At 68.7% G+C, this 23,014-nt stretch carries 23 protein-coding genes and 1 tRNA gene; 9 read left to right on the top strand and 15 right to left on the bottom strand.

The genetic code is table 11. The features are described 5' to 3' along the window. Positions 1 to 12 precede the first annotated feature (12 nt). The 10 genes from CPZ01_RS02020 to CPZ01_RS01975 all read right to left on the bottom strand — a co-directional run bounded on the left by CPZ01_RS02020 (position 13) and on the right by CPZ01_RS01975 (position 9,097). Complete coding sequence (locus tag CPZ01_RS02020; RefSeq protein ID WP_096393188.1) at positions 13 to 1,581, bottom strand: TrkH family potassium uptake protein; 1,569 nt, start codon at positions 1,579 to 1,581, stop codon at positions 13 to 15. Between the two features lie 120 nt (positions 1,582 to 1,701). Continuing rightward, on the bottom strand, positions 1,702 to 3,210 hold the full coding sequence (locus CPZ01_RS02015; protein ID WP_096393187.1) for a TrkH family potassium uptake protein: 1,509 nt from the start codon (positions 3,208 to 3,210) through the stop codon (positions 1,702 to 1,704). A gap of 1 nt (position 3,211) precedes the next feature. Then, a complete protein-coding gene (trkA, locus tag CPZ01_RS02010) occupies positions 3,212 to 4,549 on the bottom strand; it encodes a Trk system potassium transporter TrkA (protein ID WP_096393186.1) in 1,338 nt (445 codons plus the stop codon). Between the two features lie 167 nt (positions 4,550 to 4,716). Then, entirely contained in the window at positions 4,717 to 5,610 is an 894-nt protein-coding gene (locus tag CPZ01_RS02005) for a mechanosensitive ion channel family protein (protein ID WP_096393185.1), read from the bottom strand. Further along, positions 5,610 to 5,855: a YhbY family RNA-binding protein gene (locus tag CPZ01_RS02000; RefSeq protein WP_096393184.1), complete on the bottom strand. Its 246-nt coding sequence runs from the start codon at positions 5,853 to 5,855 to the stop codon at positions 5,610 to 5,612. The genes CPZ01_RS02005 and CPZ01_RS02000 overlap by 1 nt, the downstream gene beginning before the upstream one ends. 95 nt (positions 5,856 to 5,950) lie before the next feature. Further along, a complete protein-coding gene (locus CPZ01_RS01995; protein WP_096393183.1) occupies positions 5,951 to 6,397 on the bottom strand; it encodes an SHOCT domain-containing protein in 447 nt (148 codons plus the stop codon). Between the two features lie 77 nt (positions 6,398 to 6,474). Then, entirely contained in the window at positions 6,475 to 6,981 is a 507-nt protein-coding gene (locus CPZ01_RS01990; protein WP_096393182.1) for a DUF5797 family protein, read from the bottom strand. Next, positions 6,978 to 8,282: an Asp-tRNA(Asn)/Glu-tRNA(Gln) amidotransferase subunit GatA gene (gene gatA, locus CPZ01_RS01985; protein ID WP_096393181.1), complete on the bottom strand. Its 1,305-nt coding sequence runs from the start codon at positions 8,280 to 8,282 to the stop codon at positions 6,978 to 6,980. Before gatA ends, CPZ01_RS01990 begins: the two co-directional genes overlap by 4 nt. Then, complete coding sequence (gene gatC, locus CPZ01_RS01980) at positions 8,283 to 8,591, bottom strand: Asp-tRNA(Asn)/Glu-tRNA(Gln) amidotransferase subunit GatC (RefSeq protein ID WP_096393180.1); 309 nt, start codon at positions 8,589 to 8,591, stop codon at positions 8,283 to 8,285. It abuts the gene before it with no gap. 101 nt (positions 8,592 to 8,692) lie between these two features. Continuing rightward, the gene (locus CPZ01_RS01975) at positions 8,693 to 9,097 is read right to left on the bottom strand and encodes a DUF5788 family protein (RefSeq protein ID WP_394338336.1); all 405 of its coding nucleotides are present in this window, start codon (positions 9,095 to 9,097) and stop codon (positions 8,693 to 8,695) included. Between the two features lie 336 nt (positions 9,098 to 9,433). On the opposite strand from CPZ01_RS01975, the gene CPZ01_RS01970 reads away from it, so the two are divergent. Then, positions 9,434 to 10,777 (top strand): RNA-guided endonuclease InsQ/TnpB family protein, encoded by a 1,344-nt coding sequence (locus CPZ01_RS01970; protein WP_096393178.1) that lies wholly within the window; start codon positions 9,434 to 9,436, stop codon positions 10,775 to 10,777. 47 nt (positions 10,778 to 10,824) lie between these two features. Here the strand turns inward: CPZ01_RS01970 and CPZ01_RS01965 are convergent, their stop codons facing one another. Both CPZ01_RS01965 and ribH read right to left on the bottom strand, forming a co-directional pair. Then, complete coding sequence (locus tag CPZ01_RS01965) at positions 10,825 to 11,979, bottom strand: pyridoxal phosphate-dependent aminotransferase (protein ID WP_096393177.1); 1,155 nt, start codon at positions 11,977 to 11,979, stop codon at positions 10,825 to 10,827. A gap of 28 nt (positions 11,980 to 12,007) precedes the next feature. After that, positions 12,008 to 12,412, bottom strand: a complete 405-nt coding sequence (gene ribH / locus CPZ01_RS01960; RefSeq protein ID WP_096393176.1) for a 6,7-dimethyl-8-ribityllumazine synthase — start codon at positions 12,410 to 12,412, stop codon at positions 12,008 to 12,010. A gap of 553 nt (positions 12,413 to 12,965) precedes the next feature. Here ribH and msrA point away from each other — a divergent pair. After that, positions 12,966 to 13,505 carry a peptide-methionine (S)-S-oxide reductase MsrA gene (gene msrA, locus CPZ01_RS01955; RefSeq protein ID WP_096393175.1) on the top strand — a complete coding sequence of 180 codons (540 nt, stop codon included), beginning with the start codon at positions 12,966 to 12,968 and terminating at the stop codon, positions 13,503 to 13,505. Between the two features lie 477 nt (positions 13,506 to 13,982). Beyond that, positions 13,983 to 14,663 carry a metallophosphoesterase family protein gene (locus tag CPZ01_RS01950; protein ID WP_096393174.1) on the top strand — a complete coding sequence of 227 codons (681 nt, stop codon included), beginning with the start codon at positions 13,983 to 13,985 and terminating at the stop codon, positions 14,661 to 14,663. Between the two features lies 1 nt (position 14,664). Here CPZ01_RS01950 and CPZ01_RS01945 read toward each other — a convergent pair whose 3' ends face one another. Beyond that, entirely contained in the window at positions 14,665 to 16,899 is a 2,235-nt protein-coding gene (locus CPZ01_RS01945) for a prolyl oligopeptidase family serine peptidase (RefSeq protein ID WP_096393173.1), read from the bottom strand. Positions 16,900 to 16,984: 85 nt separating this feature from the next. Further along, a complete protein-coding gene (locus CPZ01_RS01940; protein WP_096393172.1) occupies positions 16,985 to 17,302 on the bottom strand; it encodes a hypothetical protein in 318 nt (105 codons plus the stop codon). A gap of 164 nt (positions 17,303 to 17,466) precedes the next feature. Here CPZ01_RS01940 and CPZ01_RS01935 point away from each other — a divergent pair, with 164 nt between their 5' ends. The 4 genes from CPZ01_RS01935 to CPZ01_RS01920 all read left to right on the top strand — a co-directional run bounded on the left by CPZ01_RS01935 (position 17,467) and on the right by CPZ01_RS01920 (position 21,349). Next, on the top strand, positions 17,467 to 18,543 hold the full coding sequence (locus tag CPZ01_RS01935; protein WP_096393171.1) for an NAD(P)/FAD-dependent oxidoreductase: 1,077 nt from the start codon (positions 17,467 to 17,469) through the stop codon (positions 18,541 to 18,543). A gap of 110 nt (positions 18,544 to 18,653) precedes the next feature. Further along, entirely contained in the window at positions 18,654 to 19,358 is a 705-nt protein-coding gene (locus CPZ01_RS01930; RefSeq protein ID WP_096393170.1) for a helix-turn-helix domain-containing protein, read from the top strand. A 36-nt stretch (positions 19,359 to 19,394) separates the two neighbouring features. Beyond that, positions 19,395 to 20,435 (top strand): ABC transporter ATP-binding protein, encoded by a 1,041-nt coding sequence (locus tag CPZ01_RS01925; protein ID WP_096396096.1) that lies wholly within the window; start codon positions 19,395 to 19,397, stop codon positions 20,433 to 20,435. Then, positions 20,432 to 21,349: an ABC transporter permease gene (locus CPZ01_RS01920; RefSeq protein WP_096393169.1), complete on the top strand. Its 918-nt coding sequence runs from the start codon at positions 20,432 to 20,434 to the stop codon at positions 21,347 to 21,349. Before CPZ01_RS01925 ends, CPZ01_RS01920 begins: the two co-directional genes overlap by 4 nt. A 544-nt stretch (positions 21,350 to 21,893) precedes the next feature. Here the strand turns inward: CPZ01_RS01920 and CPZ01_RS01915 are convergent. Next, positions 21,894 to 21,964: transfer RNA gene (locus CPZ01_RS01915), tRNA-Gly, on the bottom strand. Between the two features lie 227 nt (positions 21,965 to 22,191). Here CPZ01_RS01915 and CPZ01_RS01910 point away from each other — a divergent pair. Both CPZ01_RS01910 and CPZ01_RS01905 read left to right on the top strand, forming a co-directional pair. Further along, positions 22,192 to 22,716 (top strand): DoxX family protein, encoded by a 525-nt coding sequence (locus CPZ01_RS01910; protein ID WP_096396094.1) that lies wholly within the window; start codon positions 22,192 to 22,194, stop codon positions 22,714 to 22,716. 13 nt (positions 22,717 to 22,729) lie between these two features. Further along, the gene (locus CPZ01_RS01905) at positions 22,730 to 23,014 is read left to right on the top strand and encodes a hypothetical protein (RefSeq protein WP_096393168.1); all 285 of its coding nucleotides are present in this window, start codon (positions 22,730 to 22,732) and stop codon (positions 23,012 to 23,014) included.

Below are 23,014 nucleotides of genomic sequence, written 5' to 3'. Positions count from 1 at the left end.
CGAGAGAGCGGCCTACCTCCCGTCGACCCCGGAGATGAACACCGCGAGTACCGGGACGATCTCCAGCCGGCCGATCCACATCAGGAATATCATCAGCAGCTTCGAGGAGTCCGGGAAGAAGAGGTAGCTCCCGAACGGTCCGAGCCGGCCGAACCCGGGCCCGATGTTCCCGATGGTGGCGAGCGAGGCGCTGAACGACTCCAGCGCGGTGAGCTGCGTGCCGACTCGCGCGGCGTCCAGCGAGAGGAACACCGCCGAGACGGCGAGAAGCACGAGGTACAACAGCGTAAACGCCATGATCCCGCGGATCGCGTCCTCGTCCACGACGCTCCCGCTGAGCCGGACGGGCTGGACGACGTCGGGGTGCGCCGAGGTGAACAGCTCGCGGCGGATCGCCTTCGCGACGATCAGCCACCGGACGATCTTGATACCGCCGCCGGTCGAGCCGGCGGAGCCGCCGATGAACATCGCGAACAGCAGCAGCACCTGCGCGTGCGTGTCCCACTGCGCGAAGTCCGAGGTGGCAAACCCGGTGGAGTTCAGCAGCGAGCCGATCTGGAACGCTGCCTGCCGGAGCGCGTTCTCCGTGACCCCCTCCGTGGCGCCCCCGATCTCTAAGACCGGCGCGGCGCCGCGGAACAGGAGGACGGCGAGCAGGGCGGTGACGACGGCGAGCGCGCCGGCGTACGTCCGGAACTCCGCGTTCTCCAGCAGCGTGTCGACCTCGCCGCGCAGCACGTGCCAGAACAGCGCGAAGTTGACGCCGGCGACGACCATGAAGGGGATGACGACCCACTGAACGGCCGCGGAAAAGTACCCGATGCTTTCGGCCTGCGGCGAGAACCCGCCGGTCGGGAGGGTGGAGAATCCGTGCGCGACGGCGTTGTACAGGTCCATGTTCGGCGCCATTCCAACGAGGTGGAGCCCGTACAGGACCGCGATCATCAGCACGGTGAACCCGAAGTAGATCAGCCAGAGCGCGCGCGCCGTCTCCGCGATCTTCGGCGTGAGCTTCTGGAGCTCCGGGCCCGGCGCCTCCGAGTCCATCAGCTGCGCGCCGTTGACCGCGACCTCCGGGAGGATGGCGATCATCAGGACGATGATCCCCATCCCGCCGAGCCACTGGGTGAGCTGGCGCCACATCAGCACGGCGTGGGAGTGCTGGTCAGTGCTGATCTCGCCCAGCACCGTCGCGCCCGTCGTCGTGAACCCGCTCATCGACTCGAACAGGGCGTTGACGATCGATTCGGTGAACGCGCCGACCGACCCGGTCTGGAGCCCGATCGTCGACGCCGTGCCATAGCCCGCAAGCAGGTACGGGATGGTACCGATGACCGCCGCCGCGAGCCACGCGAGCGAGACGAACAGCAGCGCCTCGCGGGGGCCGAGGTCGGGGTCGGCGTCGACACGTTCGATCGCGAACCCGACCCCCGCGACGAGCGCCATCGAGACCAGGAAGACCCAGACGTCCTCGCCGTACGCGACGGCGACGACCAGCGGGACCAGCAGCGTGGCGGCCAGATACTTGATTCCGACGCCGAGAAGCCCCACGCTCGCCTTCCAGTTGACGCCCACCGACATAGTCACTCGATCGATATGGGAGTCGCCCGTTCGCTGTATTAAACTGTCGAACGGCGGACGGCGCGGGCGGTCGCGACGCGTCGCGGCCGCGGTCGGGGAGGGGGTGGGGCGGGGCGGGGCTCAGGAGGTCCAGAACGCCTTCGTGAACAGCACGAGAACGGGGATGATCTCGATCCGACCGATCCACATTAAGACGATCATCACTGCCCGCGTGCTCATCGGGAACGTCGCGAACGTCCCGTACGGCCCGGCGTCGCCGAACGCGGGGCCGATGTTGAGGAACGTCGTCGCCGCGGCGCCGAGCGCCTCGAACTCGGTGACCGGGACGTCCGCCCGTTCGGCGTCGACGACGATGACGATGGCGAGCAGAAAGAATATCACGATGCTGAGGAGGAGGTACGCGTAGATATCGCGGATCGCGCCCTCGTCGATCGGCTTCCCCGAGATCCGGACCGGTCGCACGGAGTCCGGGTGAATTGCGGTGTAGAGGTTCCGCTTGAACGACTTCAGCGCGACCAGCCACCGCAACGACTTGATCGAGCAGGTGGTCGACCCGACCATCCCGCCGACGAACATCCCCATGAACAGCATGTGTTTCGCCGCGGGCGCCCACTGTACGTAGTCGGTGCTGGCGTACCCCGTCGTCGTCACGACCGACGCGACGTTGAAGACGGCGTGCCGGAGGGTCGCCTCGGGACCGTAGGCGATGCTCGGATCGAGGAAGAGGCCGAGCGCGACGACCGACGCGAGCGTCCCCATCGCGCCGAGGTAGAAGTGGAACTCCTCGTTCTTCAGGAGGCGCATCGGCTCGCCGTTAATGGCGAAGTAGATGAGCACGAAGCTGGTCGAGCCGATCACCATGAACGGGACGACCGCCCACTGGATCAGCGGGTGGAACGCGCCGACCGAGAGCGGCTCCGGCGAGAACCCGGCGGTCGCGACCGACGTGAACGCGTGTGCGACGGCGTTGTACAGGTCCATCTGCGGGTCGACCGCGAGCCCGAGCAGGAAGTAGACAGCTATCGCGAGCCCCGTGAGGCCGAAGTAGATCCCCCAGATCAGCTGCGCCGTCCGCGAGATCTTCGGCGTGAGCTTGTTGACGTCCTGGGTCTGCGACTCCGACTCCATCAGCTGTGCCCCACCGACCCCGATCTCGGAGAGGACCGCGGTCGCCAGAATCAGGATGCCGAGCCCGCCGAGCCACTGGATCACCTGCCGCCACATCATGACCGAGCGAGAGTGGAGCGAGAAGTCTCGGAGGACGGTCGCGCCGGTCGTCGTCAGCCCGCTCATCGACTCGAACATAGCGTTCACCGGGTTCGCGACCGTGCCGACACCCGCCACGACGAACGGGATCGCGCCGACCGCGGCGACGAGGAACCAGATCAGCGCGACCGCGAGGAACGCCTCGCGCGGTCCGAGGTCCTCCGCGGGGTCGCGCGTCCACCGGAACGCCGCGCCGAGCGCGAGCGAGACCGCGATCGCCGCGAGGAACGGGACCGGCGACTCGCCGTAGTAGACGGCGATCAGCAGCGGGAACGCCAGCGGGACGGGGAGGGCGGCGAGGACGTCGCCGGTGAGCCCCACGCTCGCACGCCAGCCGACGCGGATGCGGGACCCTCCGGACATCTCAGGCCATCGAGGCGATGTCGCTCACCGAGTCGGACTCGACGAGCAGGATGACGTGGTCGCCGGCCTGGAGGACGGTGTCGCCCCGCGGCGTGACGAGTTCGCGGTTCCGGGTGATCGCGCCGATGACGAACCGCACGTCGCTGTCGGCGACGATCTCCGAGATGGGTCGCCCGACGAGCCCGCACCCCTCGGTGAGTTCGAGTTCGAGGACCTCCGCCTGGTCGTTCTCCAGCACCGCGATGTTCTCCGCGACGCTCTCGTAGGTGAACCGCGTGATCTCCTCGGCGGTCACGGTGCGGGGGTTGATCGCGATATCGATGCCGATCTCCTCGAAGACGGTGACGTAGTCCGGGCTGTCGACGACGGCGATCACGCGGTCGACGCCGAGGCGCTTGGCGAGCACGGAGATGAGGAGGTTCTTCTCGTCGGACCGGAGCGCGGTGACGACGATGTCGGCCTCGTCGACGTGCTCGCGCGAGAGGAACTCCGTGTCGGTCGCGTCGTGTTCCATCACGACGGTGTCCGGGAGGTTCTCCGCGAGCCAGCGCGCGCGGTCGGGGTCCTGCTCGATCAGCCGCGGCTTGAACTCGCGCTCTTCCAGCAGCCGGGCGGTCTGGTAGCCGATCTCGCTGCCGCCGACGACGACGATCTCGTCCGCGCGGTCCGGCGTCGTCTCCGGCGCGACGTCGGTCGCGAACGACTGGACGCTCTCGGGGCTGCCGATCACCACCGCGCGGTCGCCGACCGTGATGCCGGTGTCCCCGCGCGGAATGGTCATCTCGCCGTTTCGGAACAGGCCGACGAAGGTGAGCGACTCGAAGCGGTCCGCCTCCGAGACGGTCTGTCCGGCGACGGGGCTCCCCTCCGCGATCTCGAACTCCGCCATCTGGACCAGCCCGCCCGCGAACGGGTCGACGTCGACCGCCGCCGGGAGCCCGATGACCCGGACGATGTTCTGCGCGGTCAACAGATCCGTACACACCATGAAGTCGACGCCGAACGCGCCCTCGTTCCCCTCCCACGTGCGCAGGAAGTCGGTGCTCTTCACGCGGGCGATCGTGAACCCGCCGCCGAGCGTCTTCGCGGTGCCGCAGGCGACGAGGTTCGTCTGGTCGTCGTCGGTACACGCGATGACCATGTCCGCGCGGTCGACCTCGGCGGCCGACTGGATCTCCGAGGACGTGCCGTCGCCGGCGATGGTGAGCACGTCGAGTTCGTACTTGAGCTGCTCGGCTCGGTCCGGGTCGACGTCGACGACGACGACCTCGTGGTCCGACGCGAGACTCGCGGCGATGCTCGTCCCGACCTCGCCGGCCCCGATGACGACCACGTGCATGGGCACACCCAGTTACCGGACCCTCAAGTTCGTTACTATCGACCCCGCCGGGCGCGGCCGATCCGTCAGTCGACCCCGCTGAACGACGTGACGGTCCGTTCAGTCGCCCCCGCCGAACGACGTGACGGTCCGTTCAGTCGCCCCCGCCGAACGACGTGACGGTCCGTTCAGTCGCCCCCGCCGAACGACGCGGGGTCCGTCCACTCGTTGCGCCCCGAGACGGTCCGCTGCGGGAACGGGATCGAGATGCCCTCCTCGTCGAACCGCCGCTTGACGGCCTTCACGTAGTCGGCGCGCGCCTTCACGAAGTCGGCCCGCGACGGGTCGTCGATCCAGATCCGCGACTGGAGGCCGACGTAGGAGTCGGCCAGCTCGGTCAGCCGGACCGACGGCGCGGGGTCTTCGAGGATGGCGTCGCTCCTCTCGGCCTCCTCGACGATGATGTCCGTCGCCTTCTCGACGTCGTCCTCGTAGTCGATCCCGAAGACGAACTTCAGCCGGAGCGTCTTCTTCGCGACCGGGTTCTTCACCACGTCGCTCGTCAGGGCGTGGTTCGGCACCGTGAGCAGCTCGTTGTCGAACGTGCGGACGCGGGTGACCCGGAAAGAGATGTCCTCGACGACCCCCGAGTTCCCGTTCCACTCGATCCAGTCGCCGATGCGGAACGGCTTGTCCGTATAAATGAACACGCCCGCGACGAAGTTCTTGATCACGTCCTGTAAGGCGAAGCCGATCGCGAGCGTCGCCGCGGCCGCGATCGTCGCCAGCGAGCGCAGGAACCCCTGGTAGCCCGCCGCGCCGAACGCGACCGTGACGCCCGCGAACAACACGAGGAACGCCACGATCTTCTGGAGCGGCCGCCGCGCGTGTTCGTCGAGCCCCTGCCTGTCGAACACCCGCTGCGCGAGCGGGGCGACGACCGCCTTGTAGAGGACGTACGTCGCGACGACGACGGCGAGGAAGATCGCGGCGTCGACGACGATACCGGTCGCCGGCCCGAGGTACGGCTCCAGCGTCCCCGCGATCGCGAGGGGGCCGAGCGGTCCCGCGGAAGCGCCCATCAGTGGAGCACCGCCGTGTTCCCGCGGGTCTCGATCAGGTCGGCGCCGACCGCGTCGGCGAGTTCCTCCGCGAGCTCGTCGGTCGTGGTCCCGCCGCGGGCCGCTCGGAGGAACTTCACCTTCACGAGCTTGGCGTCGTCGAGCTGGTCGGACGTTTCGTCGACGACCGCGTCGACGCCCTTCTTCCCGACCCAGACGGTGACGTCGAGGTCGTGCGCCTCCTTCCGCAGTTCCTGGTCGCTCATACGCGGACGAGTCGGCCGCGGGCATTGAAGCTTGAGGTTCGGCCGCGCCGGCGGGAGACCGCCACGGTCCCGATCGCCGCGACCCGGTCCTCGCGTCACCGCTCGCGCTCGGCGTCGCGCTCCCGGTCTGCGGACCGGTTGCGCTCGGCCCACTCCGCGGCGTCCTCCGGCGTCTCGGTCTCCAGCAGCCGGTCAAGCTTGCGCTCGAACTGCTCGTCCGTGAGGTCGCCGTTCGCGTACCGGGTCCGCAGCCGCTCTAAGGCGTCCGTGGTGTCGCCGGTCGCCTCGTCGCGCTCCGCCGCCTCTCCCCGCTCGACCCGGACCGACCCGGAGTCGGACTCGACGTACACCGACTCGGACTCCTCCTCGTCGAACAGCATCGAGACGATCGGGACGATCACGATGTACCCGAACAGCATGAACGGGAGCCACCACTCAGCGTTGAGGAGCAGCGCCGCCAGCCACGTCCCGGTCACCACCATGGCGGCGATGCCGCTCGCGTTGCGGCGGAAGCGCTCGCGGAGGGTCTCGTCGTCGGCCATCGGGGTAACGGTCTCCGTCGCGGTACAAAATCGTGTCGGCGGACGGAAGTGTCGCAGACCCCACCGCGTGGCGGGGTCTACTCCTCGATTTCGACCGTTATCTCGTCGCGCTCGACCGCCAGCCGGAACGTCGGCACGGTGCGGTAGACGACCTCGACGACGTTCTTGCGTTCGAGGCTGCGGAGCGCGCGCCGCACCGCGTCCACCTCGGGGTCGGCGTCGAACGCCTCGCGGAGGGCGTTGAGCACGCTGACGACCGACTGCGAGCGCTCGTCCGGCCCGGCGAGCACGTCCACGACCCGCGACTCCAGCTCCGGGACGCGGATCGTCTCCGGGACGGCGCCGCGCGCGACCGCATCGGGCTCGATCCCGGGCTCGACGTCGACGAGGTCGTTCGCCTCCGCCGTCGCGCGGATCAGGCTGTCGTCGTCGCGGTAGTAGTACTCCTTCAGGTGCTCCTCCAGGTAGCCGTGGACCTCGCTGCCGCTCTCCATCTCCCAGGCGTCCCGGAGCTCGCCGTTCTTCGTCGGCTGGAGGCGGACCACGTCCGCGAGCCGCCCGCGTTCCTCCTCGGTGAGGCTCATCGGCCCTCGACCGCGCTCGCGGCGCGAACGATCGTCTCCTCGCCGAACTTCGGCCCGACGAGCTGGAGCCCGACCGGGAGCCCGTCGGCCTCGCCGGCGGGCACCGAGACCGCTGGGAGGTTCGCGAGGTTGACGGGGGTCGTGTTCGCGTCCGCGAGGTACATCCGCAGCGGGTCGTCGAGGCTCTCGCCGAGCTCGAAGGGGAGGACCGGCATCGTCGGCGACGCGATCACGTCGACGTCGTCGAACGCGTCCTCGAAGTCCTGTCGAACCCACGCGCGGGCGTCCTGGGCCTTCTCGTAGTACTTGTCGTGGTAGCCGGCCGAGAGGGCGTACGTGCCGAGCAGGATCCGACGCTTGACCTCCGCGCCGAACCCCTCCTCGCGGGTCTCCGCGAACGACTCGTTCCAGTTGCCGTCCGACTCGGCGCGGTTCCCGTACCGCACGCCGTCGAAGCGCGCGAGGTTCGAGGAGGCCTCCGCCATCGCGATCACGTAGTACGCCTGGACCGCGTGCTCGACGGAGGGGAGCGAGATTTCGGTCGTCTCGGCGCCCCGCGCTTCGAGGTCGTCGATCGCGGCCTCGACCGTCTCGACGACGCGCTCGTCGGCGCCCTCGAACAGCTCCGCGGGGACGCCTATCGTCATCCCCTCGACGTCGCCGTCGGCGGCCGCGGCGTAGCTCGCGTCGGGGTCGGCGCCCTCCACGTCCGCGAGGTCGCGCGTCGTCCCGTCGTTCGGGTCGTCGCCGGCGATGACGTCGAGCGCGGCGGCCGCCTCCTCGACGGTGCCCGCGATCGGCCCGATCTGCTCTAATGAGTTCGCGTAGGCGATGAGCCCGTACCGGGAGACGAGCCCGTAGGTCGGCTTGATCCCGACGACGCCGCAGAACGCGGCCGGACAGCGCACCGAGCCGCCCGTGTCGGAGCCGAGCGCCACGTCGGCCTCGCCCGCCGCGACCGCGGCCGCGGAGCCCCCGGAGGAGCCGCCCGGGACGCGGTCGGTGTCGACCGGATTTCTGGTGGGACCGAACGCGGAGGTCTCCGTCGTCGTCCCCATCCCGAACTCGTCCATGTTCGTCTTCCCGACGACGGTCGCGCCCGCCTCCGTCAGCCGGTCGACGACGGTCGCGGAGTAGGGCGGGACGTAGTCGGCCAGCATCTCCGAGCCGCAGGTCGTCCGGATCCCCTCGGTGGAGATGTTGTCCTTCACCGCGACGGTCGCGTCCGCGAGGGGGCCGTCGGCGTCGTCGGCGCCCTCGATCCGCTCCTCCGTCACGAAGGCGTTGAGGTCGGCCGCCATCTACGACACCTTCGGCCCGACGAAGAAGCCGTCCTCGGTCTCCTCGGCGTTCGCGAGCGCCTCCTCCTGCGAGAGCCCCGCCTCGATCTCGTCCGGGCGCATCACGTTGACCAGTTCCTCCTCGCGCTCGGTCTCGGGGACCTCGTCGAGCGCCTCGAAGTACTCCAAGATGTCGCCGAACTGCGCCGCGAACTCGTCGACCTCGTCGTCGGCGAGCCGCACCCGCGCGAGGTCGGCGACGTGTCTGACCTCCTCGGCGTCGACGGCGGGCTCGTCCTCGCCGTCGTCCGACGCTGCGGTGTCGCTCATACCCGAACGTACCACGCGGGCGGCGAGTAAGGGTTTCGGAAGGGGGCCGACGAGGGAGCGGTATCGTCCCGGCGGACGAGCGGTGGCGTCCCGGGGGACCGTCACCGCACCTGGTCGACGAACGCGAGCCAGCGCTCGTGGCCCGCCAGCGTGTCGGCGTGGTGTTCGTCGGCGAACCCCGGGTGCCGGATCCCCTCTAAGGCGTTGAGCGCGCGGTCGATGCCGATCACCTCCTCGGCGAGGGTCTCCGCCGTTTCCGGGTCGATCGGTTCGGCCTCCAGCCGTTCGACGCGGCGCTCCCGCTCGCTCCGGAGGGCGTCGCGCGCCGCCGTTACCTTCCGGTCGAGCGCGGGCGGAACGGTGTCGACCTTCCGGGTCTCGACGATGAACGCGGAGAGGTCGACCGCCTCGCCGTGGATCTCAACCTCGTCGGGGACGCTCGCACCGATCGTCGCGCCCTGGCTGTTCACGCGGTCGAGGAGGGCCTCCCGCTCCGCGTCGGTGATCGGGGATTCGTCGGAGTCGCTCACAGGGGTGGTGCGGGGCGCGAGGACAAAAACCGTCGGGGAGTCCGCCTACGGGTAGGCAAGGAGAGAGCCCACAGCTTTAGTCGTGGGGCGAATCCGACAATTACTGTAGCACGTGCGAACTACGCTATTGCTGGATATTCAACTCTCCAATTCATCCAATCCTGCCTCTAGCACTTCGGTGTATGCCTCTGAGAGTCCCATTTCGTTCGCTTCCGCGTAGTCTTTGATCCGCCCACCAAGCGTGTGTGAAATATCTATGTTTGGACGCATGACAAAAAGACTTTAAGACTAAAAGTATAATAACTTACCGTCGTGAAGCGTACCAACACGTTCGCAGTACGTCCGCTTTCCGAGGACGGAGAGCGGCTGCTGCGAGACCTGTTGGACGCTTCCGCTGCTCTCTGGAACGAAGTCAATTATCAGCGCCTCATGCGGTACAACGACGAAGAGGGGTTCGAAGGCGACGTGTGGGGCGCCGATACGGGCCACCTTGAGGGCAAGTACAAAGGCGTTCTCGGTGCGTCCACCGCCCAACAGGTAATCCGGACGAACAGCGAAGCGTGGCGAGCGTTTTTCCGTCTGAAAGAGCAGTACCACGACGCCTCGAACACCTCCGTCACGAGCCACCCCGAACCGCCGGGATTCCGTGGCAACGAGGACGACGGTCGTCAACTCAAGACCGTCATTCGCAACACGTCGTACACCGCCGAATGGGGCGAGCGCTCCCGACTGGAGATACTGGTTGGGAGCGAATTGAAAGACAGATACGACCACACCGGCCGTTTTCGGCTCGAGATCGCTGGCGACCCCAATTGGCCCTACTACGAGAAACAGGGCCGGTTGGACCTGTGGTATGACGAGACCGACAACACCTTCCGAGCTTCGCAGCCCGTGACTGTTTCTGACGAGACACGGGCGACTCCACTGGCTGGTGAAACGGCCGCTCTGGATATCGGTGCGAACAATCTCGTCGCCTGTACCACGACGACCGGCGAACAGTATCTCTACGAGGGTCGCGACCTATTCGCTCGCTTCCGCGAGACGACACAAGAAATCGCCCGGTTACAGGCTAAACTCGAAGCAGGTCGACACAGCAGCAAGCGCATCCGTCGGCTGTATCGCAAACGCACTCGGCGCCGCGATCACGCGCAAGCAGCGCTGTGTCGCAACGTGATCGAACGGCTGTACGCCGAGGGTGTCGACACAGTGTATATCGGTGACCTGACCAGCGTGCTAGAGACGCACTGGTCGGTCGAGGCGAACGCTAAGACGCACAATTTCTGGGCGTTCAGGAAATTCGTGGACCGACTTGCTTGTACCGCCGAAGAGTACGGGATCTCGGTGGAGATGCGGTCGGAAGCGTGGACGAGTCAGGAGTGCCCGCAGTGTGGGTCGACGGAGCGAACCACACGACATCAGGAGACGCTGACGTGTCCGTGCGGGTTCGAGGGACACGCGGATCTCACGGCGTCAAAGACGTTCCTCGAGCGGCAGACGGAGCAAGAAGTCAGGCCGATGGCACGGCCCGTGCGATTCGAGTGGGACGACCACGACTGGTCGGGGACACCACACCCTCACGACAGTCCCAAAGAAGCGCGCACAGACCGGAGTACCGTCGACAGAGACGGGAAAATTGCCTCCGGGGAGATGGCATAGTCAATATCCCGCGAGAGGAATCCCACGGCTTCAGTCGTGGGAGGATGTCAAAGCAGGTCGTTCGCGACGAGCCGGTCGACCGCCTCGCGCAGGCGCTCCTCGCTCGCGGCGTAGGAGATCCGCGCGTAGCCGTCGGCGTTGAACGCGCTGCCGGGGACGCAGGCGACCGACGCCTCCTCGATTGCGCGCTCGCACCACGCCTGGTCGTCCGAATCGACCGGGATCATCATGTAGAAGGCGCCGTCGCCGACGTCGACGTCGACGCCGTGCTCGTCGAACAGGTCGACGAGGAGGTCGCGGCGGGACTCGAACGCCGCACGCATCTCCTCGACCGACTCCTCGGTGTTTTCGAGCGCCTCGATCCCCGCGCGCTGGACGAAGTTCGTCGCGCAGGAGACGGAGTGGGAGTGGAGCTTGCCCGCCTCGCCGACGAACTCGTCGGTGGCGTGGAGGTAGCCCAGCCGCCAGCCGGTCATCGAGTACGCCTTCGAGAAGCCGTTGACCGTGACGGTGCGGTCGGCCATCCCGTCGAGGCTCGCGAGCGAGGTCGGCTCGACGCCGTACGTGATGCGCTCGTAGATCTCGTCGGAGATGACGGCGACGTCGTGTTCGACCGCGAGGTCGCGGACGCCCTCCAGCGCGGCATCCGAGAACACCGCGCCCGTCGGGTTCGACGGGGAGTTGACGACGAGGAGCGCGGTGTCGTCGGAGATCGTCTCGGCGAGCTCGTCGAGCGCGGGCTCCAGCTGGAAGCCGTGCGGCGCGAGGTCGACGCGAGAGAGGTCGCCGCCGGCGAGCTTCGCCATCGCCTCGTAGGAGACCCACGCCGGGTCCAGCAGGACGACCTCGTCGTCCTCGCTGATCAGCGTCTGGAACGTCTCGTACAGCGCCTGCTTGCCGCCGGGGGTGACGATCACCTCGTCGGCGTCGGCGTCGACGCCGTTCCCGCGGAGCTTCGCCGCGATGGCCTCCTTGAGCTCGGGGACCCCGTTCGAGGAGGTGTATCCCGTGTGGCCCGCGTCGAGGGCCTCCTTGCCGGCCTCGACGACGTTCGCCGGGGTGTCGAAGTCGGGCTCGCCGACCGAGAGGTCGACGATGTCGGCGCCCTCCGCCTCCTTCTCCGCCGCGAGGTTCGATATCGCCAGCGTCGCGCTGGGCTCTACGCGTCCGATCCGCTCCGAGAAGTCGTATGCGTCGCTCATGTGTCGTGTGTAGTCGGTCGTGTTTCGGTCAGTCGAGCGCTTCCGCGAGGTCGATCGCGGCCTCGGCCGCGTCCGCGCCCTTGTCGATCCGCTCGCGCGCCTCCGCGCCGGACATTCCGGGGCCGCTCACGCCGAAGGTGACCGGCGTGTCCCGGTCGAGGCTCACCTGCGTGAGCTTCTCGGCGGTCGCGTTCGCGATGACGCGGTCGTGGTCGGTGTCGCCGGTGACGATGGCGCCGACGACCGCGACCGCGTCGACGTCCTCGCGCCGCGCGAGCCGGTCCGCGGCCAGCGGGCTGTCGTACGCGCCCGGCACGCTCAGTTCGTCGACGACGACGGCGTCGCGGTCGGCGGCCGCCTCCCGGGCGGCCTCGGCCATCGGCTCCGTGACGGAGTCGTTGAACCGCGCCACCACCAGTCCCAGCGAGACCATACGCGAACTGGCGGGGGAGACGGCAAAGGTCTACCGTTCGACCGCAGGGTTGCCGGGCGAACGCGTTCGGGGACGGGTCCCGGACGGGCGGACGATCGCTTATAAATAAATCCGCGGTGGCGCGCGCCTGCGAGGCCGCCTCGCGGCCGAGCAGCATCGCGCGAGGGAGTCGCTGGCACCCGGAGCGAAGCGGAGGTTGCCAGCGACGAGGTTGGGGAGGCGTGAGGTGCGGTTGCTGTGCGGTGCGGGGTGGGACTCGAAGGGGCAGCCGTGAGGTGCGCGCAGACGACGCAAGCACCGCAACGAGGGAGCGAACGGAGTGAGCGACCGAGTGAGGAGCACAGCGAGTGTGCGCGCACCTCACGGCTGGGGCTTCGGTGGTGTTCGTGTCGATCAGTTATTTATAAGAATCACTGTCATCTCGCCGAGCGTCTGGGGCTTTGGAGGTGTCCGTCGTCGATCCGGCATCGACCACTTGTAAATAACCGAACATCTCTACGTCCACGTCTCGCGCCACGCGTGATTAATACGTCTGCGACGCCAATAGCTCGCTATGACGAACACCGAGACCGCGACGGTCGGCGGCGGCTGCTTCTGGTGCGTCGAGGCGGCGTTCAAGGAACTCGACGGCGTCGAAAGCGTCACCTCCGGCTACGCCGGCGGCCACGCCGACGACCCCACCTACCGCGAGGTGTGTTCCGGCAACACGGGCCACGCCGAGGTCGTTCAGGTCGAGTACGACCCCGACGCGCTCTCCTACGAGGACATCCTGGAGATTTTCTTCACCGTCCACGACCCGACCCAGCTGAACCGGCAGGGCCCGGACGTCGGCGGTCAGTACCGGTCGATCGTGCTCTACCACGACGACGAGCAGCGCGACGTCGTCGAGCGGTACGTCGAGGCGCTCGACGAGGAGGGCGGCTACGACGACGACGTGGTCACCGAAGTCGAGCGGCTGGGGACGTTCTACCGCGCCGAGGAGAAACACCAGGACTACTTCGAGAAGAACCCGGCCGACGCCTACTGTACGATGCACGCGCAGCCGAAGGTCGAGAAGGTCCGCGAGCGCTTCCGCGAGAAAGTGAAGGCGTAGGGATCGAGACAGAATACCGTCGAGGATCCAGTCGATCGCTTATAAACGACTGACAGTAGATCTGCGGTGACCACCGCCGAAGCCCCAGTCGCTCGCTTATAAATATTCGAATACAGATCTGCGGTGACCACCGCCGAAGCCCCAGTCGCGAGGGCGGCGCACGCTCGCTGCGCGCTTCGGTCGTTCGCTTCGCTCACTCCCTCCAGTGCTTACGTCGCCTGCGCCGCCCTCGCGACTGCCCCTTCGAGTCCCACCCCGCCCCGCACAGCACCTCTCCCCTCCCCAGCCTCGTCGGCCTCCCTGCGGTCGGCCGACTCCCTCGCGCGCGCTCCTCGCGGCCGCCTTCGGCGGCCACTCGGAGGCACGCGCCACCGCGGATCGTTATTTAAACTTCTCTCGAAACCCCACGCCCGGTCACCCGTCCAACGAACCGTCTCGCCACAATCTATTCCCTCCCGCCGGTCGAACGATCACTCGATGAAGATCGGCCTCATCTCGGACGTCCACGCGAACCTCCCCGCGCTGGAGACGGTGCTCGACGACATGCCCGCCGTCGACCGGATCTACTGCGCCGGCGACGTGGTCGGCTACAACCCCTGGCCCGCCGAGTGCGTCGAGCGCGTGCGCGAGGTCGCGGCCGCGACGGTGCGCGGGAACCACGACCGCACCGTCGAGAGCCCGGAGCGCTACGCCGCCAACCGGATGGCCGAGGCGGGCCTCGAACGCGCGAAGGCGTCCCTCTCGGACGACCAGCGCGAGTGGATCGGCGCCCTCCCGCGCGCGGAGACGTTCGCGGGCGACCGGTACCTGCTCGTCCACTCGCACCCCGCGGCCGAGCGCGAGGACGCCTACGTCTACCCGGAGGAGTTCCCCACCCTCGACCGCCACATGGGCGAGTACGACGGTATCGTCCTCGGCCACACCCACGTTCAGGGGTGCCGCGACGTAGCCGGCGGGTTCGTCCTCAATCCGGGCAGCGTCGGCCAGCCGCGCGACGGCGACCCGCGTGCCGGCTACGCCGTCCTCGACACGACGGCCGAGGGGACCGACGCGGTCGAGACGCACCGCGTGGCGTACGACGTCGACCGCGTCGCCGAGGCGGTCCGCGAGGCGGGCCTCCCCGAGACGACCGCGGAGCGCCTCTACGAAGGCAAGTAGATCAGGCGCCGTCGCGGTCGGGGCCGGAGTCGTCCACGTCGCCTTCCGCGTCGTTCCCGACCTCGACCCCCAACCGCTCGTACAGGAACGCCCACGAGTCCGTCTGCTCGTCGACGATCATCGACGCGGGCTTGCCGACCCCGTGACCGGTCTCGGACTTGGTCCGCAGCAGGAACGGCCCGCCGTCCGCCTCGTTCTGGAGCCGCGCGGTCGTCTTCCGGGCGTGCGAGGGGTGGACGCGCGTGTCGCTCGCGGCCGTGGTGAAGTAGACGGGCGGGTAGGTCTCCCCGGACTCGACGTTGTGATACGGCGAGTAGTCGCGGAGGTACTCGAACGCCTCCGGGTCCTCCGGGTGGCCGTACTCCGTCGTCCACGACTCGCCGAGCAGGAACCGGTGGAACCGCAGCATGTCCAGTAAGGGGACCGCGCACTGCGCGGCCGCCCACAGGTCCGGGCGCTGGGTGACGACCGCGCCGACCGAGAGCCCGCCGTTCGACCCGCCGGCGACCGCCAAGTGGTCCGCGTCGGTGAGCCCCGACTCGCAGAGCGCCTCGCCGGCCGCGACGAAGTCGTCGAAGGTGTGCTGCTTGTCGGCCAGCATGCCGGCCTCGTGCCACGGCTCGCCGTACTCGTACCCGCCTCGGGCGCACACCGCCGCGAACGCGCCGCCATCCGCGAGGAACGGCAGCCGGAACCGGCCGAACGAGGGCGTGACGCTGTTCCGAAACCCGCCGTACCCGTACAACAACGTCGGGCGCGCGCCGTCGACGGCGACGTCCGCCCCCTCGCGGTAGCAGACGAAGACGGGGACCTCGGCGCCGTCCGTCGAGTCGACGAACCGCTGTTCGACGACGAGGTCGTCGGGGGCGTGGATGTCGACCGAGTCGAGCTCCGTCGACGGGAGGTCCGGCGGGTCCTCGGCGCCCGGATCCCCGCCGCCCGCGTCGCCGTCGAGGTCGAGCCCACGAACGGCCGGCGGGCGGTCGAAGCCGGTGAGTCCGAAGAACGCCTCCGGCGCGTCGCGCGCGGCCGAGACCCACGTGACGGAGCAGTACGACGGGAGCGAGACGTCGCGCAGGTGCGTCCCGTCGCGGTCGTGGACCGAGAGCCGGGAGTGCGCGTCCCGCTGGCGGTGGACGAGGAGGCGCTCCGGGGTCGGCACGACCGACTGGAGGATCCCCTCGCCCTCGGGGAGCACCTCGCGGCACTCGTCGAACGAGAGGTCGCCCTCGCGGAAGCGGTCGACCGAGCAGGCGAGCAGTCGCCGTCGGGGCGCGTCGCGGTCGGTCGTGACGAACGCCGTCCCGTCTTGGAACCGGACCGACGTCTCGGCGTCGGTGTCGGTCAGGACCGGGCGGAGCTCGCCGTCGACGTGGACGTACCACTCGGTGCCGCCGACCATCTCCGAGAAGGCGACCGCGAGCAGCCCCGAGTCGGGGTCCACCGTCACGCGCGGCCAGACGTGCCGGTCGTCGTGTTCGAGCAGGACCGCCTCCTCGTCCGGGCCGTCCCCGAGCCGGAACCGGCGGATCTCCTTGTCCATCTGCGCGCCGTCGGCCGCGCCGCCGGTGGCGACGTAGACGAACCCCCCGCCGTCCGCCTCCCACGCGAGGCTCCCCGCGTTGACGCGCCCGCGCTCGGGGAGGACCGCGACCTCCTCGACGCCGGCGCCGTAGCCGTCGTCCCCCGCGGCCTCGGGGTCGTCGGCTTCGGCGGCCGGCCCCGCTTCGCTCGGGTCGGGCACCGAGAGGACGCGCACGTCGTAGTTCTCGTCGCCGCCCTCGGTGACGCCGACGGCGACGCGCTCGCCGTCGTGCGACGGGACGTACCACGCCATCGACCTAGGCGGGCGGTCGTCGTCCCGGTTCGCCGTCCACGCGTTCGGGTCGACGAGGACGCGGTCCGTGCCGTCGGGCGCGTCGCGCACGACGAGGCGGGCGTGGTCGGCCCCGGGCTCGCGGACCGTCGCGAAGTACCGCCCCTCGCGGACGGCGATCGGACCGTAGTCGGCCACCTCGACGAGGTCCTCGAAGCGAGGCCGGAGCCGGTCGCGGAGGGCGTCGTCGAGGGCCTCATCGACGTGGGCGTTCTGCGCGTCGACCCACTCGCGGACCGCCTCGCCGTCGCCTTCGAGCCAGCGGTACGGGTCGTCGACGTCGACCCCGTGGAGCGTCTCCGTGACGACCTCGCGCCTCGTCTCCGGCGGGGACGGGGCCGGAGCGGATTCGCGTGACATACGGATCGGTGTCACCGACGCGGCAAAATGACTGGGGTCGCGCGGTCGAGGACGACGCTGCGGTCACTGTACAGTGGGGCGAACGTCACGGCCACAGCCCGGCGACGAACAGGAGGTTCCGCGCGGCGACCGCCAGCGAGAGGGCGCCGACGCCGGCGCACATCAGGGTCGCGACGAACCGCCGCGTGCCGCCGGCGACCGCGACCGGGACGCCGATGACGGCCATGCCGACGACCTTCGTGAGGAGCATTCCGCCGAGGAGGCCGAACCGGGAGATGAACAGCCGGCCGACGGGCGACCCCTCGACGTACTCGCTCCCGGTGAGGGCGACGTACGTCGTTCCCACGTCGGCGACGATGCCGACGAGCAGGAGGCCGACGGCGAAGGCGAGACGGGAAGGCACTGACCGAGCGAACGCGGTACGGACCAATAAATTTCCGGGCATGCGGTCGGATCGCGACGACGCCCCAAGTCGGAGGCGGCAGGGACGCACCCGGCCGGTGTGGCTGGTCGCCCGCCGCGCACAGCACGGCGCCATTTAAACCGGCGCATCTCGTACCACGGACAATGAGTTCGTCCGACGACGAGTACGAGATCGCGGTGGTCGGCGGCGGGCCGGCCGGGCTGACGACCGCGCTGTACGGGGCCCGACTGGGCCACGAGACGGTGCTGATCGACCGCGGCGGCGGGCGCGCGGCGATGATGGCCGACACGCACAACGTGATCGGCGTCACCGAGGACGTCTCCGGCAACGAGTTCCTCGCGACCGGCCGCGAGCAGGTGGAGTCGTACGGCGGCACCTTCGAGCGCGGCTTCGTCACCGACGTCGAGCGCACCGACGACGACCGGTTCCGACTCTCGACGAACGACGCCGAACTCCTCGCGGACCGCGTCGTCCTCGCGACCGGCTTCTCCGACGAGCGTCCCGACCCGCCCCTGCCGCGGACGGGAAAGGGCCTCCACTACTGCCTCCACTGCGACGCCTACATGTTCGCCGACGAGCCGGTGTACGTGATGGGTCACGGCGAGGCCGCCGCCCACGTCGCGATGATCATGCTCAACGTCACCGACGACGTGGACGTCCTGACCCGCGGCGCGGAGCCGACGTGGAGCGAGGAGACCGCCGCACAGCTGGAGGCGCACCCGGTCGACGTGGTTCACGAGGAGGTCGCCGGCGTCGAGAACGACCCCGACTCCGGCTGGCTGGAGGCGCTGGAGTTCGCGGACGGCACGCGCCGCGAGTACCGCGGCGGCTTCGCGATGTACGGCTCCGACTACAACACCGTCCTGGCCGAGGGGCTCGGCTGCGAGCTCAACGACGACGGCACCATCGACGTCGACGACCACGGCCGCACCAGCGAGGACGGCGTGTTCGCGGTCGGCGACATCACGCCCGGCCACAACCAGGTCCCGGTCGCGATGGGGCAGGGCGCGAAGGCCGGGCTCGCGATCCACAAGGAGATCCGCGAGTTCCCGCGCTCGACCGAGGAGATCGCACGCAACGGACCCGTCGGCGACGACGAGGTGCCCGCCATCCCGCCGCACCTCATGGCGACCGCCGTCGCCCACGAGGGACACGCGGGCGGCCCGCGAGAGCCTCCCGAGGCCGAGAACGTCGAGGCGCCGGCCGCGGACGACGACTAATCGGACCGCCCCGTCAAGACGCGGTCGGACAGCCGGACGGCCCCGACGACCGTTCCGCGACGGCTCGTTCCTCCCGCCAGCGCTAAGCGTCCGTCCGCCCTTCGACCCTTATGGGACTGATCGCGGAGTTCCGGATGACCTCCGAGCAGTTACCGCTCGCCGACGTGGCGGCGGCCATACCCGAGGCGACCGTCGAGTTCGAGTCGGTTCAGGTGCGCCCGTCCGGCGCGCCGACGTTCATCGTGCGGGTCGCCGACGCCGGCGGCGACGCGGCCGACGCGGCGTTCGCCGGCGCCGACTCGGTGACTGACCACTCGCTGGTCGTCGCCGACGGGACGACGCGGCGCTACCGCTGTCGCCCGACGGGCGATCCGCCGGCGGACATGGAACTGCTCGCGGACAACGGATCGATCCCCGACCGGGTGCTCGCGACGCCGGGCGGGTGGGAGGAGCGGCGCTGGTTCGCCGACCGCGACGAGTTCGACCAGTTCCGGGCGTTCTGCCGGTCCAACGACTACGAACTCCGGCTGGACCGCCTCGTGGAGACCGACGACGGGTCGGCCGGGGAAGAGACCGGTCCGTTCGGGACCGCCGGCCGCTCCTGGCCGCGCGAGATGACCGACCCCCAGCGGGAGGTGCTCGTCACCGCCCACGAGATGGGCTACTTCGACACGCCGCGGACCGCCACGATGGCCGATGTGGCAGACGAACTCGGCGTCTCGTCCGCGTCCCTCTCCGAGCGACTGCGTCGCGCGCAGGACCACCTCGTCGCGGAGTTCCGACGCACCTCCGGGATAAAACCCCGAACAAATTAGGCCACGGGCTACGTGTCCACGGTCACAACGACTCCCGTGACCGACCACACGCGACGGACGGACGGGCGCGACGCCGCCATCGACGCCGAGGGCGTGGAACTCACCTACGCCGACGGGACGGAGGCGGTGAAAGAGATCGATCTGACGGTCCCCGAAGGCGAGTTCTTCGGCTTCCTCGGCGCGAACGGCGCCGGGAAGACGACGACGATCAAGACGTTCTCGACGCTGCTGTCGCCGACCGCGGGGTCGATCACGGTCAACGGGTTCGACGTGCGCGACGAGCCGCGCAGGGTCCGCGAGACGATCGGCTACATGGCGCAGGAGACCAGCGTCGACGAGGAGCTCACCGCCCGCGAGAACATTCGGTTCGCCGCGCGGGCCTACGGCGTCCCCAAGGGCGAGCGCGCCGAGCGCATCGACGAACTGCTCGATCTGGTCGACCTGGCGGACGTGGGCGACAAGCAGGCCGGCGAGTTCTCCGGCGGGATGAAAAAGCGCCTGGACGCCGCGACGGCGCTCGTCCACGACCCGCCGCTCGTCTTCCTCGACGAGCCGACGACCGGGCTGGATCCCAAGGCGCGCAACCGGCTCTGGGAGTACTTCGAGCGCATCAACGAGCGAGGGACGACGCTGTTTCTCACCACCCAGTACCTCGAAGAGGCCGACCAGCTCTGCGACCGCATCGCCGTCATCATGGACGGCGAAATCGTCGCCACCGGCTCGCCGGCGGAGCTGAAACGGCGGGTCGGCGGGGAGATCCTCGACGTCGACGTCCCCGCCGGGGAGGACGCCCGCGAACGCGCAGCCGAGATCGCCCGCGGGGGCGACGTGTTCGACGCCGACGCGGACGTGACCGTCACCGACGACGGGATCAGCGTCACCGCCGAGCGGGCCCGCGAGCACGGGACGGACCTGCTCGTCGCGCTGCGCGACGCGGGGATCGCCGTCACCGGGTTCAACATCCGCGCGCCGACGCTCGACGACGTCTTCCTCGCGATCACCGGGGAAGAACTCGACTCCGAAGAGCGGTCGGCCGAGCCCGGCGACGTGACGGAACCGGAGGTGACCGCCGAATGAGCGAGGCGTCGGGAGACGAGGGGTCGGGGGGAGAGGCTGCCGACGGGGTCCACGCCGACGGCGGACACGTCCGCGCGACGCCGTCGAGTAACTCCTTCCTCAGCGACTTCTGGGTGAACTTCGTCCGCTGGAACCGGAAGGCGATGCGCAACCCGTTCGTCGTCGTCGGCTCGCTCGTCCAGCCGATCATCTTCCTGGTCCTGTTCACCCAGGTGTTCGGGCAGATCGCGACGAGCGCGCTCGGCGGCGGAGCCGGGGGTATCACCTACGAGACGTTCCTCCTGCCGGCCATCGCGATGCAGGTGTCGCTGGCGGCCGCCGCGGGGTCGGGGATCGGCCTCGTCAACGACATGGAGGAGGGGATGTTCGAGAAGACGCTCGTGATGCCGATGAGCCGTGCGGCGATGTTCCTCGGCAAGACGGCGGCCGAGATCCTCCGGATCGTCGTCCAGATCGGCATCATCCTCGCGCTGGGCGCGGTCCTCGGCGCGAACGTCGCTACCGGGTTCCTCGGCGCCGTCGGCATCCTCGGCGTCGGCATCCTCTTCTCGCTGTGGTTCGTCGCGCTCTCGAACATCATGGCCATTGTCACTCGCGACCAGGAGTCGACGATCATCGGCGCGAACCTCCTCCAGTTCCCCCTGCTGTTCGTCTCGACGGCCTTCCTCCCGCTGAGCGCGATGCCCGACTGGATTCGGGTCGTCGCGACGTACAACCCCATCACCTACGGCGTCGACGCCGCACGCGCGCTCATGCTCGACCGGGACGTCATGACCGTCGTCGAGGTCACTCGCTTCGGCGGGATCTGGGACACGCTCGTCCCGGCGATCGCGGTGCTCCTCGCGCTCGATCTCCTGCTCGGCGGCGTCATGGTCTACCTGCTCAACCGCGCGTCGAGCTCCGCCGTCCAGTAAGAGTTCGATCGACGGCCTCCACACTTCCGGCCTAAACGCGGTTGGATTGATTCCGGACTCACTCGTCGCTGTCGCTCCTCGTTCGTAGTGGTCGAGAGTCCGCTGAGCGGAGCGAAGCGGATGTTGACTGACGAAGTCAGTCAGAAAATGCGCCGGCCGGGACTCCCGCGAGCGAGCGCAGCGAGCGAGTGGGAGTACGGGCGGCGCACGACCGCAGGGAGTGCGCCGGCCGGGATTTGAACCAGAATCAGACGTGCTCGCTCACTTTGTTCGCTGCGCGCGACTGATGGGGTTCAAATCCCGCGGCGATTTCTCTCACTACGTTCGAGAGTCCGCTGAGCGGAGCGAAGCGGACGTTGACTGACGAAGTCAGTCAGAAAATGCGCCGGCCGGGACTCCCGCGAGCGAGCGAAGCGAGCGAGTGGGAGTACGGGCGGCGCACGACCGCAGGGAGTGCGCCGGCCGGGATTTGAACCACGGTCGCTCGCTTCGCTCGCTCTCTGATTCAAATCCCTCGGCGATTTCTCTCACTACGTTCGAGAAATGCGCCGGCCGGGATTTGAACCCGGGCCATGAGCTTGGAAGGCTCAGGTCCTACCACTAGACCACCGGCGCTCGCGTCGGTCGATGACGCACCTACACGTAGGCACAACGTGTTTCATAAGCGTTCCGTGTTCGGGCAGGTGGTCGACGGATGCGAACCGCTCGCCGGCCACACTTTACTTAAAGGGCCACGATACTGCGGGCATCTCCCAGCGCGTTAGAACGCTTTTCAGCCGGTTAGAACACTGTTCGGGACCTTTGTGTGTACCCACCCAACGTACACCCGTGAGGTGACACCGATGTCATACCAATCTAGCAATCCACTGGTCGGCGAGACCGAGTTCGCGCTGGACGGACCATGGGCGACGTACTGGATCGCGTTCCTGCGCGTCGTCACCGGCTGGTGGTTCTTCCACGCCGGGATCACGAAGATCATCGAGAGCGGGTTCTCGTACAGCTACGGGTCGGCGTACATGCAACAGATGAGCGGGACCGCCCTCGGTGGGATCCCGGTCTGGATGGGGAACAACCTCGCGTGGCTCATCGAGCCCGGGGTGCCCCTCTTCGAGACGCTGATCGGGCTCGCGCTGATGGCCGGGGCCGTGACCCGGCTCGCCGCGTTCGGCGGGGTCATCTTCATGATCCTGTTCTGGATCGGCAACGCCGGGTTCGGCAACGGCGTCGTCAACAGCGACCTGATGGGGCTGCTCATGTTCCTGACGGTGATCGTGCTCGCGGCCGGGCGGTACTACGGCCTCGACGCGCTCATCGAGGAGACGGCGGTCGTCAAACAGAACCCCAAGCTGCGGTACCTGCTCGGCTAAGAGGTGAACGCAAATGACAGACACTATCGACACGGCGGCGCGGGCGCTGAGCGCGGGACTGATGCTGTTCGGCATCGTCGTCCTCGGGATCGTCGAGATCCTGGCCGGCGAGCCGTACAGTCCGGTCCCGATAACGAACGAGGCGGGTGACGTGGTCGCGACGCCGCTGATCTCGCCGGAGATCCGCACGGCGTTCGTGCTGGCGGGCATCGCGGTGCTCGGGCTGTACGCGGCGTACCGGCTCGTGACGCCGCTCCCGGAGGACGATGACGTCCGCCACGAGACGATGGCCGACTGA

The organism is Halorubrum trapanicum, assembly GCF_002355655.1.
GTDB classification, from domain to species: Archaea; Halobacteriota; Halobacteria; order Halobacteriales; family Haloferacaceae; genus Halorubrum; species Halorubrum trapanicum_A.
This window is presented reverse-complemented; position numbering and strand designations above follow the sequence as displayed.